13 protein-coding genes are annotated in these 15,247 nt (G+C 72.2%); 6 read left to right on the top strand and 7 right to left on the bottom strand.

Features of this window, described 5'->3' with window-relative positions; translation table 11 throughout:
- The first annotated feature begins 186 nt into the window (after nucleotides 1-186).
- The gene (locus tag ABLE53_RS18685) at nucleotides 187-1,194 is read left to right on the top strand and encodes a hypothetical protein (protein ID WP_348860643.1); all 1,008 of its coding nucleotides are present in this window, start codon (nucleotides 187-189) and stop codon (nucleotides 1,192-1,194) included.
- A gap of 135 nt (nucleotides 1,195-1,329) precedes the next feature.
- On the opposite strand, the gene ABLE53_RS18680 is transcribed toward ABLE53_RS18685, so the two are convergent.
- The 4 genes from ABLE53_RS18680 to ABLE53_RS18665 all read right to left on the bottom strand — a co-directional run bounded on the left by ABLE53_RS18680 (nucleotide 1,330) and on the right by ABLE53_RS18665 (nucleotide 6,029).
- Complete coding sequence (locus ABLE53_RS18680; RefSeq protein WP_348860642.1) at nucleotides 1,330-3,411, bottom strand: ATP-binding cassette domain-containing protein; 2,082 nt, start codon at nucleotides 3,409-3,411, stop codon at nucleotides 1,330-1,332.
- 164 nt (nucleotides 3,412-3,575) lie between these two features.
- Nucleotides 3,576-4,307 carry an amino acid ABC transporter ATP-binding protein gene (locus ABLE53_RS18675; protein ID WP_348860641.1) on the bottom strand — a complete coding sequence of 244 codons (732 nt, stop codon included), beginning with the start codon at nucleotides 4,305-4,307 and terminating at the stop codon, nucleotides 3,576-3,578.
- Complete coding sequence (locus ABLE53_RS18670; protein WP_348860640.1) at nucleotides 4,304-5,155, bottom strand: amino acid ABC transporter permease; 852 nt, start codon at nucleotides 5,153-5,155, stop codon at nucleotides 4,304-4,306. The genes ABLE53_RS18675 and ABLE53_RS18670 overlap by 4 nt, the downstream gene beginning before the upstream one ends.
- 4 nt (nucleotides 5,156-5,159) lie before the next feature.
- Nucleotides 5,160-6,029, bottom strand: coding sequence for an ABC transporter substrate-binding protein (locus ABLE53_RS18665; protein ID WP_348860639.1), 870 nt, complete (start codon nucleotides 6,027-6,029; stop codon nucleotides 5,160-5,162).
- Nucleotides 6,030-6,090: 61 nt separating this feature from the next.
- Between ABLE53_RS18665 and ABLE53_RS18660 the strand changes: the two genes are divergently transcribed.
- The 3 genes from ABLE53_RS18660 to ABLE53_RS18650 are packed head-to-tail and all read left to right on the top strand — an operon-like array spanning nucleotide 6,091 to nucleotide 9,386.
- A complete protein-coding gene (locus ABLE53_RS18660; protein ID WP_348860638.1) occupies nucleotides 6,091-8,151 on the top strand; it encodes an FAD-dependent oxidoreductase in 2,061 nt (686 codons plus the stop codon).
- The gene (locus ABLE53_RS18655; protein WP_348860637.1) at nucleotides 8,148-8,564 is read left to right on the top strand and encodes an HIT family protein; all 417 of its coding nucleotides are present in this window, start codon (nucleotides 8,148-8,150) and stop codon (nucleotides 8,562-8,564) included. The genes ABLE53_RS18660 and ABLE53_RS18655 overlap by 4 nt, the downstream gene beginning before the upstream one ends.
- Nucleotides 8,565-8,606: 42 nt before the next feature.
- Nucleotides 8,607-9,386: a sulfotransferase gene (locus ABLE53_RS18650; RefSeq protein ID WP_348860636.1), complete on the top strand. Its 780-nt coding sequence runs from the start codon at nucleotides 8,607-8,609 to the stop codon at nucleotides 9,384-9,386.
- Nucleotides 9,387-9,395: 9 nt separating this feature from the next.
- On the opposite strand, the gene ABLE53_RS18645 is transcribed toward ABLE53_RS18650, so the two are convergent.
- A complete protein-coding gene (locus ABLE53_RS18645; RefSeq protein ID WP_348860635.1) occupies nucleotides 9,396-10,745 on the bottom strand; it encodes a GH1 family beta-glucosidase in 1,350 nt (449 codons plus the stop codon).
- 73 nt (nucleotides 10,746-10,818) lie between these two features.
- Between ABLE53_RS18645 and ABLE53_RS18640 the strand changes: the two genes are divergently transcribed.
- Nucleotides 10,819-11,445, top strand: coding sequence for a pirin family protein (locus ABLE53_RS18640; protein WP_348860634.1), 627 nt, complete (start codon nucleotides 10,819-10,821; stop codon nucleotides 11,443-11,445).
- 79 nt (nucleotides 11,446-11,524) lie between these two features.
- Nucleotides 11,525-12,532, top strand: coding sequence for a helix-turn-helix transcriptional regulator (locus tag ABLE53_RS18635; protein ID WP_348860633.1), 1,008 nt, complete (start codon nucleotides 11,525-11,527; stop codon nucleotides 12,530-12,532).
- A gap of 41 nt (nucleotides 12,533-12,573) precedes the next feature.
- Here ABLE53_RS18635 and ABLE53_RS18630 read toward each other — a convergent pair whose 3' ends face one another.
- Together ABLE53_RS18630 and ABLE53_RS18625 are read right to left on the bottom strand one after the other, a co-directional pair.
- Entirely contained in the window at nucleotides 12,574-13,575 is a 1,002-nt protein-coding gene (locus ABLE53_RS18630) for a DUF2332 domain-containing protein (protein ID WP_348860632.1), read from the bottom strand.
- Nucleotides 13,576-13,577: 2 nt separating this feature from the next.
- Complete coding sequence (locus tag ABLE53_RS18625; RefSeq protein ID WP_348860631.1) at nucleotides 13,578-15,035, bottom strand: NAD-dependent succinate-semialdehyde dehydrogenase; 1,458 nt, start codon at nucleotides 15,033-15,035, stop codon at nucleotides 13,578-13,580.
- Between the last annotated feature and the right edge of the window lie 212 nt (nucleotides 15,036-15,247).

The raw sequence follows: 15,247 nt of genomic DNA, 5'->3' as shown, positions 1-15,247 counted from the left end.
CGGCCCGCACCCGCGGTGGCGGTGGATCAGCAACCGAACGATCGACGGACTCGGTTGCTGCTCCACCGCCGTTCGGCTCTTGGAGCCCTGGCCAGAGGCCACCCACAGGCAAGGTTCGCGTGCGCCCCTTCCACAGCCTCGTCGGCGTGGCTGCCTCGGCGCGGCGTACGCGCCCACCGTTGGAGCATGAAGCCGATTCCCGACGAGCTCCGAAGCGGGCCCTTCACCCGACAGGCCGCGAAGAGCGCCGGCGTGTCGTCGCGCATGCTGCAGGGCAAGCGCTTCGTGCGGATCTTCCCCGGAGTCTGGCGGTGCGCTGACCATGCGATGACCGAGGCCGACTGGGTCCGAGCGGCAACCCTGGCACTGCCCGACGACGCCTACCTCACCGGCATCACCCTCATCCAGCAGCTCGGCTGTGACTTCGGGCCGAAGCGCCCCATGCGGTTCGTCGTCGAGCGCGATCACCATCTGAAGTTCGATGAGATCTTCCTGCACCGCACCGAGGAGCTGCCACCGACAGACGGTCGATGCGTCAGCGTGGCGGCAGCGTTCATCGCCTACTGCGCGACGGCCAGGGTCGTCGATGCGATCAAGGTCGGTGACTGGCTGCTTCGCAACAGGCACACGACCATCTCCGAGATCCGCGACGTCGCACTCAGTGGTCTGTGGCGGGCCGGGGCGCACGAGGCCGTCTGGGTGCTGGACCATCTCGATCCGCGGTCACGGTCACTCAAGGAGAGCGAGACTCGGAGCGTGCTCGAGTTCGCCGGGCTTCCGGTTCCGGAGTCCAACGTGACGCTGCCCATCGGCGACGATGTCGTCGTCGTTGGCGACCTCGTCTACAAGCGGTGGAAGACGGTCGTCGAATACGAAGGGTCGCAGCATCAGGAGAGCCGCGACCAGTACGTCTACGACATCGACCGATATGCGATCTATCGAGCACATGGGATCCGCTACGTCCAGGCGACCAAGGAGAAGCTCGACCACGCCCGGACGCTGGTCGGCGAGGTCTACCGCGAGCTGCTGAGGGCCGGCTACGACGGCCCACCGCCCGAGTTCGGCGAGCGGTGGAAGCTTCTGTTCAGGCAGTGCTCAGTGGCCGTCGGGCCACGGAAGGATCGCGTTCGCGCCGGAGCGGAGCGCAAACGGGTCGCGTCCCGCGGTCCGAAGTCCCGAGCAGCGGTGTCCTAAGAACCCCTCGCACGGTCGCGGCGGTTGCTCAGCCACCGCTGCCGGGTTGGTTGTGCATGCCCCGGTGTCTCAGCAACCAGGCGGCATCACATTTCGGTTGCTCAGGCACCGCTGCACGCGGGCGCGCCCGTGCACTCAGCGGCGCATGACCTCCGGCTCGTGACGCCGCAGCAGCCGGAAGACGGCGACGAGCAGGAGGGTGCTGAGGAGCAGCAGCGCGCCGACGGCGAACGCCCAGTGGTCCGGGGCGTGCTGCCAGAGCCAGTCGATGCGGTGCGGGAAGTCGCGGTCGCGGAACTGCTCGTTGAGGTCGAGCGTGTCGCCCATCGCGGCGACTCCCCAGCGGGCGGGCATGACCCAGGAGAACCAGTTCCCGGGTGAGCCGAGCAGGGAGTAGAGACAGCCGCCGAAGCTGATCTGCAGCACCGCGAACATCACGAGCAGCGGCATCGTCCGCTCCGACGTGCGCACCAGCGCCGAGATCGCGAGCCCGACCAGCATCGCGGTGACGCCGAGCAGGATCATCGGTACGGCGAGCTCCAGCCTCACGAAGGGGCCGAGCACCAGTCCGCGCCCGGGTACGCCGTGGATGGAGGTCGCGATCGCGGTCATCGCCACGGCCTGCAGCGCGGTGATCGCGCCGAGGACGACGACCTTGGACCACACGTACGCCGAGCGGGAGAGCCCGACGGCCCGCTCTCGCTCGTAGATCACCCGCTCCTTGATCAGCTCGCGAACGGCGTTGGCGGCGCCGGTGAAGCAGATGCCGACGGCGATCACCATCAGCACCGTCGAGGTGACGATGTTGGGGATGAGCATTCCGGTGGCGTCGTACCCGAGCGATGTCAGGTCCTTGGACGGCTTGATCGTCACCGTCGAGAGCCCGAGCACCACGGGCAGCACGACCAGCAGCGCCATGAAGCCGGGATCGGCGCGGATGACGGCGAGGTAGCGGCGTACGAGGGTGGAGAACTGGGTGCCCCACGGCTGCGTCCGCGGCGGCAGGGCTGTGGGGCGCACCCGGGCCGACGTCCGGGCGGCCGGCTCGGACTCCGCGTCGGCGGCGTACCGCTCGAAGGGCGCCGACCCCAACCAGCGCTCCCGCCAGTCGGCGTCGGCGTCGTTCTCGAAGTCGGCGAAGACGTCGGCCCAGGAGGAGTGGCCGAAGTACGGCAGGGCCTCGTGCGGCGGCCCGGCGTACGCCAGCGTGCCGCCGGGCGCCATGACGAGCACCTGGTCGCACAGCGCGAGCTCGGCGACCGAGTGGGTGACGACCAGCACCGTCCGGCCGCCGTCGGCGAGGCCGCGCAGCAGCTGCATGACGTCGCGGTCCATGCCGGGGTCGAGCCCGGACGTGGGCTCGTCGAGGAGCAGCAGCGACGGCTTGGTGAGGAGCTCGAGGGCCACCGACGTGCGCTTGCGCTGGCCGCCGGACAGGGAGCTGATCCGCTTGTCCTGGTGGGCGTGGAGCCGGAGCTCGCGGAGCACCTCGTCGATCCGCTCCTGGCGGACGTCGACGGCGGTGTCGTGCGGGAAGCGCAGCTCGGCGGCGTAGCCGAGCGCCTTCCGGACGGTGAGCTCGGCGTGGAGGATGTCGTCCTGCGGCACGAGCCCGATCCGGTCGCGCAGCTCGGCGTACTCCCGGTAGAGGTCGCGCTCGGCGTACAGCACCTCCCCCTCGTCGGCGGGGCGGTAGCCGGTCACCGCCTTGAGCAGCGTCGTCTTGCCGGACCCCGAGGGGCCGATCACGGCGATCAGGGAGCGCTCGGGGGCGCGGAAGGAGACGTCGCGCAGGATCGTCCGTCCGCCCGCCGTGACGGTGAGGCGCCGCGCCCACAGGGCGATGTCGGCGGTCTCGGTGCAGGGCTCGAGGGTGTTGCCGCTGATCCGGAACGTGGTGCGGCCGATGGCGATCCGGTCCTCGTGGCGGAGCTCGACGGCGGTGCGCCCGGGGATCTGGACGCCGTTGACGTACGTGCCGTGGTCGGAGCCGAGATCCCGCAGCCGGTAGCGCCCGTCGGGCAGCGACACGAACCGGGCGTGGTGGTGGTCGGCGCGATGGTCGGAGACGACCAGGTCGTTCTCCGGAGACCTGCCGATCGTCAGCGTGCGACCGTAGGCGAACCGCTGCCGCGGCATGCGTACGGCGGTCGGGGCGGAGCGCCCCCAGCGGCTCATGATTCGCCGCGGTGCCTCCCACGCGTCGAAAAGCGCCATCCCACCACCTCACGCCGAGTCGTGCCTTGGTCGGTGCCGCGAGTCTAGGGAGTGGAAACCGCCCGCGAACAGCGCTGATGACGAGCGCCACAGCCCCCGCTGCGGCCGCTACGCGGTAGCCGCGGGGGGTGTCACCGAAACGTCACGCAAACGTCCCCGGCCCGTCACGGGAGGACCCGGGCGAGGAACCGCCTCGTGCGCTCCTGCTGCGGGTCGTTGAAGAGGTCGGCGGGGGCGCCCTGCTCGAGGATCCGGCCCTCGTCGAGGAAGCACACCCGGGTCGCCACCTCGCGCGCGAAGGCCATCTCGTGGGTCGCGATGACCATCGTCGTCCCCGCCTCCGCCTCGGCCCGGACGATGTCGAGGACCTCACCGACGAGCTCGGGGTCGAGGGCGGCGGTGATCTCGTCGAGGAGGAGCAGCCGGGGCCGCAGGCACATCGCCCGCACCAGCGCCACCCGCTGCTGCTGGCCGCCGGAGAGCGCGTCGGGATGGGCGCCCGCCTTGTCGTCGAGCCCGAACCGGGCGAGCAGGCCGAGCGCCCGCTCCCGAGCCTCCTCGCGCGCCAGCCCGTGCACCTTGACCAGCGCCAGCGTGCAGTTGTCGAGCACGGTCAGGTGCGGGAAGAGGTTGTAGGCCTGGAAGACCATCCCGATCTCGCGGCGTACCTCCCGCGGGTCGACGAGCGGGTCGGAGATCTCCCGGCCGTCGAAGACGATCACGCCGTCGTCGATCGTCTCCAGCAGGTCGAGGCAGCGCAGCAGGGTCGACTTGCCCGACCCGGACGAGCCGATGAGGCAGACGACGTCGTGCTGGTCGACGGTCAGCGACAGGTCGCGCAGCACCACGCGGCCGCCGTACGCCTTCCGCAGGCCGGTCACCTCCAGGAGGGTCATCTCCCCTGCTCCCGCCTGATCGCGCGGATCATCAGCCAGTCGGTGAGCCGGGTGAGGGGCACGGCGACGACGAGGAAGTACGCCGCCGCGACGACCAGCGGCGTGCCGTTGAAGTGGTAGCCCTGGTAGTCCTGCGCGGCTCGCAGCGCCTCGAAGACGCCGACGGCGGAGATGAGCGCGGTGTCCTTCTGGAGGGAGACGAGGTCGTTCATGAGCGGGGGTACGACGCGCCGGACCGCCTGCGGCAGGACGACGTACCGCATGGTCTGCGACCGGGAGAGCGCCAGCGCCTCCGCCGAGGCCCGCTGGGTCGGGTGGACCGACAGGATGCCGGCGCGGATCACCTCCGAGACGTACGCGCCGTACGACAGCACCAGGGCAAGGGTGGTGAGCCAGAACAGCGAGGTGGTGATGCCGGTGAGGTTGAGCGCCGGCAGCCCGATCCCGCAGAGCACGACCACGAGGATGGTCGGGACGCCGCGCAGCAGGTCGGTGTAGACGACGGCGACGAGCCGCAGCGGCGCGAGCCAGGGGGTGACCGTCTGCCGGGTGACCGCGACGAGCGCACCGAGCACGAGCACGCACGGCTCGGCGACGAGGAAGATCCGCAGGTTGATCCAGAAGCCGGTGCCGATCGAGGAGAACGAGTCACGGGCGTCCGGCCAGGAGAAGAAGTACTCCCTGACCCGGTCCCACCCCGGCGAGCTCAGGATCCCGGCCACCACCAGGGCGAGCACGACGACGGTGACGGCGGAGGCGAGCACGCCGCGACGTACGCGCAGGCCGCGGGCGACCGCCTCCCGCTCCCGCTGGCGGGCGCTCGGCGCCCACTCCTCGAGGCCGGTCACGCGCTCACTTCAGGACGGGGACGTCGACGACGTCGGAGAGCCACTTCTTCTCCAGGGCGGCCAGCGTGCCGTCGCTCTTCAGCGCGTCGATCGCCTGGTCGACGCATCCCTTGAGTCCGCTGCCCTTCTGCATGAGCAGCCCGAACTCCTCGGGTGACCCGCTGCTGGCGAACTGCCCCGTGATCGTGCTGCCCGGGATCTCCGCGGAGGTGATGTAGAACGCCGTCGGCAGGTCGGTGACGATCGCGTCGACCTGGCCGTTGAGCAGCGACTGCTTGGCGTCGTTGGTGGTCGAGAAGACCAGCGGCTGCTGGTCGGGCTGGACGTCCTCGCGGACCGCGGTGAGCGAGGTCGTCGCCGTCTGTGCGCCGAGCTTGAGTCCTTTGAGATCGGCCAGGGTGGCGGCCTTCGCGGCGTTCTTCTTCAGCGTGACCACCGCCTGCGCGGCGGTGTAGTAGCCCTCGGAGAAGTCGACCGCGCGCTCGCGCTCCGGCGTCACCGAGATCTGGTTGATGTCGAAGTCGAAGCTCTTCGGCCCGGGCGTGTACGAGGTGTTGAACGACTGCTTCACCCAGGTGACCTGGTCGGCGGAGAAGCCGAGCTGCTTCGCCACGGCGTACGCCACCGCCGACTCGAAGCCCTTGCCGTTGCTCGGGTCGTTGCCCGAGAACCACGGCTCGTACGCCGGTGAGTCGGTCGCGATGGTCAGCGTGCCCGACTTCTTCAGTGGCAGGTCCGCGGGCGCGCACGACGCCGGCGAGGAGGCCGAACCTCCCCCGGAGGCGCCGCCGGAGTCGGTCTTCTCGGAGCAGCCGCTGAGCACGGCGAGCGCAAGGAGCGGGACGGCGACGAGGGCGAGGCGGCGCGGTGGCATGGCCGCATCGTATGGCCGCCGGGCGCCCGTCGGCCGCTACCGGCGGGTAACCTGCCTGCCCATGGCGTACGACCACCTGCTCAGCCCGCTCACCGTCGGCGGCTTCACCCTGCGCAACCGCGTCGTAATGGGGTCGATGCACACCGGCCTCGAGGACCGCGTGTGGGACCTGCCGAAGCTGGCGGCGTACGTCGCCGAGCGTGCGAAGGGCGGCGTCGGGCTGATCGTGACCGGCGGCTACTCCCCCAACAAGCGCGGCTGGCTCAAGCCGTTCGCCTCGGAGATGTCCAACCGGCTCCACGCCGCGCGCCACGTCCGGGTGACCGACGCGGTCCACGAGCACGACGGCGCCATCGCGCTGCAGGTGCTCCACGCCGGCCGCTACGGCTACACGCCGTTCTCCGTGTCGGCGTCGGCGACCAAGGCGCCGATCAACCCGTTCAAGCCGTCGGCGCTGTCCAGCAGGGGCGTCGACGACACGGCGTCCGACTTCGCGCGGAGCGTCCGGCTGGCGCGGAAGGCGGGGTACGACGCCGTCGAGATCATGGGCTCGGAGGGCTACCTGATCAACCAGTTCCTGGCCGAGCGGACCAACGACCGCACCGACCGCTGGGGCGGCAGCGCGGTCAACCGGATGCGCTTCCCCACCGAGATCGTGCGAAGGGCCCGCGACCTGGTCGGTCCGGAGTTCCCGATCATGTTCCGGCTCTCCCTGATCGACCTCGTCGAGGGCGGCCAGACCTGGGAGGAGACCGTCGACCTCGCCTACGCGCTGGAGGCCGCCGGCGTGTCCGTCCTCAACACCGGGATCGGCTGGCACGAGGCCCGGGTACCGACGATCATCACCCAGGTCCCGCGGGGCGCGTGGCTCGACCTGACCGCGCGCCTGCGGGCCGAGGTGAGCGTCCCGGTCTGCGCGTCGAACCGGATCAACACCCCCGAGCTGGCCGAGTCGGTGATCGCCGACGGCACCGCCGACCTGGTCTCGATGGCTCGCCCGCTGCTCGCCGACCCCTCCTTCGTCGAGAAGGCCGCCGCCGGCCGCGCCGACGAGATCAACACCTGCATCGCCTGCAACCAGGCCTGCCTCGACCACGCCTTCGAGAACCGCAAGGCATCCTGCCTGGTCAACCCGCGGGCGGCGCGTGAGACCACCCTCGTCCTGGAGCCGATCTCCCGTGTCCACCGGCCGAGGGTCGCGGTCGTGGGCGCCGGACCGGCGGGCCTCGCCGCCGCGACCTCGGCCGCGGAGCGCGGCTTCGCCGTCACGCTCTTCGAGAGGGACGAGGAGATCGGCGGGCAGTTCCGGCTGGCGATGGCCGTCCCGGGCAAGGAGGACTTCGCCGAGACGCTGCGCTACTTCGGGCGCCGGCTCGAGGTGCTCCGCGTCGACACGCGGCTCAAGACCGGGGCGACACCGGCCGACCTGGAGGGCTTCGACCACGTCGTACTCGCCACCGGCGTGCGACCCCGCATCCCCGACCTCGCCGGCGTCGACCACCCCGCCGTCGCGACGTACGCCGACGTGCTGTCCGGCCGGGTCGAGCCGGGCGACCGAGTGGCCGTGATCGGCGCGGGCGGGATCGGCGTCGACGTCTCGTCCTTCCTCACCCACCGGCCCGAGACGCTCGAGGAGTGGCGCGCCCACTGGGGCGTCGGCGACCCCGCCGTGCATCGCGGCGGCCTCACCGAGCCGACGCCGCGGGAGCCGGCCCGCAGGGTCACGCTCCTGCAGCGCAGGACCAGCCCGATCGGTCTCGGACTCGGCAAGACCTCCGGTTGGGCCCACCGCGCCAGGCTGCGGCAGGAGGGCGTGACGCAGGTGCGCGGGGCGGCGTACGACCGCATCGACGACGCACCCGGCGGCGTCGCGCTGCACTACGCCGTCGACGGCGAGCAGCGGGTGCTGGAGGTCGACACGATCGTCCTCTGCACCGGTCAGGAGTCGGTCCGCGACCTGTGGACCGGTCCCTCAGCCGGCGGGGAGCGCGACGGGTGGCACCTCATCGGCGGCGCGGACGTGGCCGCGGAGCTGGACGCGAAGCGCGCCATCGAGCAGGGCACCCGGGTCGCGGCAGCGCTCTCGGCGACCCCGGCCCGGCCCGCTACCCTCGCACCATGAGCCAGAGCGACTGCGTCTTCTGCGGGATCGTGGCAGGCGCGATCCCGAGCACGAGGGTCTTCGAGGACGAGCGGACCTACGCGTTCATGGACCTCGCGCCCGCGTCGGAGGGCCATCTGCTGGTGGTGCCGAAGGCCCACACGAAGAACCTCCTGGAGATCCCCGCCGAGGACCTCGCCGCCGTCGCGGCGACCGGGCAGCGGCTCGCGAGGCACGTCGTCGAGACGCTCGACGCCGACGGCGTCAACCTCATCAACAGCTGCGGCGAGGCGGCGTGGCAGACGGTGTTCCACTTCCACCTCCATGTCATCCCGCGCTACGCCGGGCGCGACGACCTCACCCTGCCCTGGGTCCCCACCCCCGGCGATCCCGAGGCGATCAAGGCCACCGGCGAGCGTCTTGCGCTCGTCTGAGCCGCTTCCCCTCGCCGTCGCCCTCGGGGAGAATCACCTCGCGTGAGAGCAGGGCTCGCTCGTCGTACGTCGGCGCAGATCGAGGACCTGCGCCGCGAGGTGGACCGGCTGCGCGGGCTCGTCGCCCGCAAGGACCGCCGGATCGCGCAGCTGCGGGCCCGTCAGCGCGGCCGGGACGACCTCGGCTACCTCTTCGTGGTCACCTACGGCCGGTCCGGCTCGACGCTCGTCAACGGCGTCCTGAACTCCATCCCCGGCTACCTGCTGCGCGGGGAGAACGGCGACGCGCTGCGCCACCTGTTCCGCTTCCACACGACGATGGTCGACCGGCGGGCACGGCACGGCCCCCAGACCAAGCGCCCGACCCGGCCGTGGTTCGGGATCGGCGACTTCGACGCCGACCGGTCCCTCGAGGAGCTGCGCAGGGTCGCGACCACGGTGGTGATGCGGCCGCGGCCCGACACGCGCGTCACCGGGTTCAAGGAGATCCGCTGGGCGGCTGCCGACCTGCCGGCCTACGTCGCCTGGTTGCAGCAGGTCTTCCCCGGCGCCCGCTTCGTCGTCAACACCCGTGACCACGACGGCGTGCTGGCCAGCGGCTGGTGGGCCGAGGGCGACACCGAGGCCAAGGCGCGCCGGCTGAAGGCGGCCGAGGAGCAGCTCCTCGAGGTCGCCCGCGGGCTCGGCGAGGACGCCTTCCGGGTCCACTACGACGAGTACGTCGCCGACCCGGGCGTCCTGCGCGGGCTGTTCGACTGGCTGGGCGAGGAGTACGACGACGCGCGGGTGCGCGCGGTGTTCGACCAGGCCCACTCGTACTAGGCACCGGGCTCAGGCCGGCTGCTCCTGACCGGCGATCACATCGGCGTACCACTGGAAGGACCGCTTCGGCACCCGGGCCAGCGTGGCGCGGTCGACGTGGACGAAGCCGTACTTGCCCTGGAAGCCATCGTCCCAGTCCCAGCCGTCCAGCAGGGTGTAGGCGTAGAAGCCTCGGATGTCGACGCCGCGCCGGATGGCCGCGGCGACCGCCTCCATGTGCGCCGCGAGGTAGGCGATCCGGGGCTCGTCGTCGACGACGCCGTCGTCGCCCGGCGGGAGGTCGTAGGCCGCTCCGCACTCGGTGATGACCAGCGGCGGCATGGCCGCGCGGTAGCGCGCCCGGGTGACGATGAGCCACTCACGGAGCGCCGCCGGCACCACCGCCCAGCCGACGTCGGTGGCCGGGTGGCCGAGCAGCGGGACGACCTGCATCGGGATGTCGGAGCCCTCCGCGGCCGCTCCGATCCGCTGGGGGGCGAAGAAGTTGATCCCGTAGAAGTCGAGCGGCTGCCGGATCGTCGCGAGGTCACCGGGTGCGACCACCTCGTCGAAGAGCGAGCAGAGGTCCTCGGGGTAGCGGCCGAGGAGCATCGCCTCGAGCGGTACGGCGTTCCACACGGCGTCCACCAGCTTCGCGGCGCCCACGTCGGCGGGGTCCTCCGACATCGGCCAGACGGGGCTGTGGTGGGTCGCGCAGCCGATCGTGGTCGCGCCGGCCCCGCGGAGCGCGATCGCCCCGCGGCCGTGCGCGAGGAGCAGGTGGTGCACGGCGGGTATCGCCGCGAAGCCGAGCCGCCGTCCGGGCGCCCACTCGCCGACCCCGTAGCCGAGGAAGGCGGCGACGTTCGGGTCCTGCACCGGCACCCACTCCTCGACCCGGTCGCCGAGCCTGGCGGCCACCACGCGGGCGTACTCCGCGAAGGCCTCGACGGTCGCGCGGTTGAGCCAGCCCCCGTCGTCCTCGAGGGCCTGCGGGAGGTCTCCGGAGTAGAGCGTGGCCGTCGGCGTGATCCCGGCCTCGAGGAGCCGGTCCACGAGCCGGTCGTAGAAGTCGAGTCCGCGCTCGTTGACCGCACCGCGGCCGCCGGGCATGACCCGTGGCCAGGACACCGAGAAGCGGTACGCAGAAGCGCCGAGCCGCCGCAGCAGGTCGACGTCCTCCGCGACCCGGTGGTAGTGGTCCACCGCCACGTCGGCCGTGCTGCCGTCGCTGATGGCGCCCTCGCGTCGGCTGAACACGTCCCAGATGCACTCCCCGCGGCCGTCCTCCGCGGTCGCGCCCTCGATCAGGTAGGCGGATGAGGCGGTGCCGAAGACGAAGCCCGGGGGGAACTGGGGGATCGCCCCGGCGTCATTCATGGGCACAATCATGGCCGTGACTGTGGTGATCCGTCGCGGAACGACCCGATTCGCCGACCGTGAGGTCGGACGCATGACCTGGCACTCGTTCTCATTCGGAGGACACTACGACCCGACCCGAACGGGCTACGGCCCCATGGTCTGCCATGACGAGCACCTGCTGGGGGAGGGCAGGGGGTTCGACACGCACCACCACGAGCGGCTCGAGATCGTCACCTGGGTGCTCTCCGGGGCGCTCGAGCACCGCGACTCGACGGGCTCCGCGACCGTGCTCCGACCCGGCTCCGTAGGGCTGCTGTCGGCCGGCTCCGGGGTCGAGCACTCCGAGATCGCGAGCGCGCCCCAGACGCGGTTCGTGCAGGTGTGGCTGGCCGCGGCGCCGGGAGCGGAGAGCAGGCCGCCGTCGTACGCCGTCTCGCCGGTCCCCCTGGTCGACGGCTCGTTCGTCGAGGCGCTGCGCGTGGCCGACGTCGAGCAGGGCCCCGCCGTACTCTCCGTCGCCCGGCTCGACGCCGGTCAGGAGGTGGTCCTTCCGGAGGGCCGGCTGCGACACCTCTTCGTCGCCTCCGGGGCGCTGCTGCGCAACTCGCTGGCCGAGCCGCTGGTGGCCGGGGACGCCTTCGAGATCAGCGACGAGCGGGGTCCGGTCGCGGTGACGGCCGGGGTGCCGACGCAGCTGCTGCTCTGGTCCTTCGCCTGACTGGTCCACCCGACGTGGTTCAGCGGTAGTTCCGCCAAAACCGCCACGGCAGGCGGCGCGATTTCCTACCGTTTGTCCCATGCCGATCAGTCCTGCTCCAGTGGTCGCGCTCGGGACCGACGGCCCACTCTCAGACGCCTGGAACGCCGTGCGCTCCGGCGCGATCCGTTCCGCCGCCGCCGACCTCCTGCGGCTCTCCCAGCGCACCGCCGACGGCACGGTCTCACTCAGCGCGGAGGAGCAGTCGCTCGCGGCCGCACTGCAGGTCGAGACCCGGCTCGCGGTCGGCGACCTCGCCGGCGCGTCGGCGGCCGGCGACCTCCTCGCCGCGATGGTCGCGCCGCGGGCGGAGGCGGGCTGCCAGGTCGCGACCAACGTCCACCTGGGGCTCGGCCAGCTGTCCGAGGCGCTGGGCGACCACGCCGCGGCGCTGCACCACTTCCTCGCCGCCGGTGAGGCGGGCGGGAGCGACCTGCTCCGGCCGTGGCGCTCCGGCGCCGCCGTCGCCCTGATCCGCACCGGCCGGCGCCGCGAGGGGGCCGACCTCGCGCGCGAGCAGGTCGACCTGACCTCGGTCACCGACGACGCGCACGCCCACGCCGTCGGCCTGCGGGCGCTCGCCATCACCGGCGCCGACACCCGCCCGGTCGACGTCCTCCGACGGGCGCAGATCGTCGCCGCCACCACCAGCGACCGGCGGCTGCAGGCGCAGATCCACACCGACCTCGCGGCGCTGATGCTGCTCTCGCTGGCCGGGGACCGGACCGAGGCCGTGGCGCTGCTCCGCCTCGCCGAGACGTACGCCGGCGCCGAGGGGCTGTGGCCCCTCCACACCCGGGTGAGCCGGCTGCTCGAGCACGCCGGGGAGCAGCCCCGCTCCCTCGAGGACGAGACCCTCTCGCTGCTCACCCCGGCCGAGCAGAGGGTCGCGCGGCTCGCCGCGGGCGGCCTGACCAACCGGCAGATCGCGGATCGGCTGCTCGTCACCATCAAGGGCGTCGAGTGGCACCTGTCGCGTGTCTACCGCAAGCTCGGGATCGCCTCGCGCGGCGACCTCGTCGGGCTGATCAGCACCCGCGCCTCCTGACCCGTCGCTGGCCTGTCCCGGGCCGGAGCCGGGCCGGGCCGTCAGAGCCAGGTGAGGCTGCGGCCGTGGCCGTGCGTGTGGGCGACGGCCCGGCCGTCGACCCCGAGCACGAACCGGCCGGACGGCACGTCGAGGTCGCCCGTGACCCCGGGCAGCACGCGGCGGCCCTCGTTGGACACCCAGTGGCACGCGCCGGAGTCGACGAGGTCGGCCATCATCGCGGCGAACCGGCGCCGGCCGGGGTCGTCGAGGTAGGCGATCACGGCGCTGTGGAAGACGACGACCTCCGGCGCGTACGCCGCCGCCCGGTCGATCAGGCCGGGCAGCTCCTCCAGCAGGTCGCCGCGCACGAGCGCCGGCGGGTCGGTGCGCGCGAGTGCGACCGCCTTCTCGAGCTGGGCCCGGCGGTCGTCGTGCTCGGGCCACACCAGGGTGGCCAGCCAGGCCATGGCGTCGTCGTCGGTCACGTCGAGCGGGTTGAGGTCGACGCCGCCGCGCCAGGCGATCTCGGGCAGCCGGTCGGGCAGCGGGGCGGGGCCGGTGACCCGGCACGTCAGCCTCGGCTCCTCGGGCCCGAGCGTCACCGGTCCGTCGTGGGTCACCCACGCATAGCCCCAGCGGTCGGGGAAGAGGTTGAGTCCCGCCGACGCCCCGACCTCGATCAGCGCGAGCGGGTGTCCTGAGGAGCCGGGGGAGGAGTCGTCTCCCGCGACGGTCGCGAACGCCGGCACCAGCGTCGCCAGTCGGCCGACCTCGTTGGTCTGGGTCGCCCGGGTCAGGATGGTCCGCCGGATCGTGCCGTCGTCGGAGAGCAGCGCGTCGCGCAGCCCGGCGTACGGGCCCGGGGCGGGAACCCCGTGCCAGCGGGCGGCGGCGAAGACGAGGTTCGGCTGCTGCTTGAGCTGCGGCAGCTGCGCGATCCACGCCCGCACCTCGTCGTCGGCGGCGACCCCGCGCGCCCAGTCGGCGAACGTCGCGGAGTCGCCGTCGGCGTACTCGGCGAAGTCGCGGTAGTCGTCCGCGACCTCGCCGTACAGCTCCACGCTCAGTCCGCCGAGATGCCGACGTACGTCGTCTCGAGGTACTCCTCGATCCCCTCGAAGCCGCCCTCGCGGCCGAAGCCGCTGGCCTTCACACCGCCGAAGGGCGCCGCCGGGTTGGAGAGCAGGCCGGTGTTGACGCCGACCATGCCGTACTCCAGCGACTCCGCCATCCGGATGGTCCGGTTGAGGTCCTTCGTGTAGACGTAGGACGCGAGGCCGTACTCGGTCGCGTTGGCCCGCTCGACCGCCTCCTCCTCGCTGGCGAAGGTGGTGATCGGCGCCACCGGGCCGAAGATCTCCTCGGTGTTGATCCGCGACTCGGGGTGGACGCCCAGCAGGACGGTCGGGCTGTAGAAGAAGCCCGGCCCGTCGGGCGCGCTGCCGCCGGCGAGGAGCTTCGCGCCGTCCTGGACGGCGTCGGTCACGAGCTGGCCGACCGTCTCGACCGCCTTCTCCTCGATGAGCGGGCCGACGTCGATCCCGGCCTCCTGGCCGCGTCCGACCTTGAGCCCGCTCATCCGGTCGGCGAGCTTGGCGCCGAACTCGTCCGCCACCGACTCGTGGACGAGGAAGCGGTTGGCGGCTGTGCAGGCCTCGCCCATGTTGCGCATCTTGGCGATCATCGCGCCCTCGACCGCCGCGTCGAGGTCGGCGTCGTCGAAGACGATGAACGGCGCGTTGCCGCCGAGCTCCATGCTGACCCGCTGCAGCTGGTCGGCGGACTGCTTCACGAGCAGGCGGCCGACCGGCGTGGAGCCGGTGAAGGAGACCTTGCGGAGCCGGTCGTCGGCCATCAGGGCCTTCGACATCTCGCCGGCGCGGGTGGTCGGCACGACGTTGAGTACGCCGGCCGGCAGCCCCGCCTCGGTGAGGACGGCCGTGAGCGCGAGCATGGTGAGCGGGGTCAGCTCCGCCGGCTTGACCACCATCGTGCAGCCGGCCGCGATCGCCGGGCCGATCTTGCGCGTGCCCATGGCGAGCGGGAAGTTCCACGGCGTCACGAAGAAGCACGGCCCGACCGGCTTGCGGATCGTCAGCAGCCGGCTGCCGCCCATCGGGTTGTTCATCCACCGGCCGTGGATGCGCGCGGCCTCCTCGGAGAACCACCGGAAGAACTCGTTGCCGTAGGTGACCTCGCCCCTCGCCTCGGCGACGGGCTTGCCCATCTCGAGGCTCATCAGCTCCGCGAAGTCGTCGGCGCGCTCGTTGATCAGCTCGAACGCGCCGCGGAGGATCTCGCCGCGCTGGCGTGGCGGCGTACGCGCCCAGTCGTGCTGGGCCGCGACCGCCGCGTCGAGGGCGTCGACCGCGTCGTTGACGCTCGCGTCGGCGACCGCCGTGATGACCGTGGCATCGGCCGGGTCGAGGACGTCGAACTGCGCGCCGCCCTCCGCCTCGCGCCAGGTCCCACCGATGAAGAGGCCCCGCTGCTCCGGGGCGACCAAGTCCAGACCGCTCATGCCGCCTAGCCAACCACGCGGGGCGAAATGATCGACAGGGAGGTCGCCGACGTGGTCAACTGACCTCGTCGACGCCGGGAGGGAGCACTCCGCCTCGACCGGGCGCCAGCCGACCCCATGCGGCGGGCGCCCGCTCCCGCCGCTGGACCCCCCCTTCAGTGCGCGGGAGCCCAACCACGGACGTGGGTCCGGCCGCAGCCGGGCCCACGTCC

This window comes from Nocardioides asiaticus, from assembly GCF_040049175.1.
Taxonomy (GTDB): domain Bacteria; phylum Actinomycetota; class Actinomycetes; order Propionibacteriales; family Nocardioidaceae; genus Nocardioides; species Nocardioides cheoyonin.
This window is presented reverse-complemented; position numbering and strand designations above follow the sequence as displayed.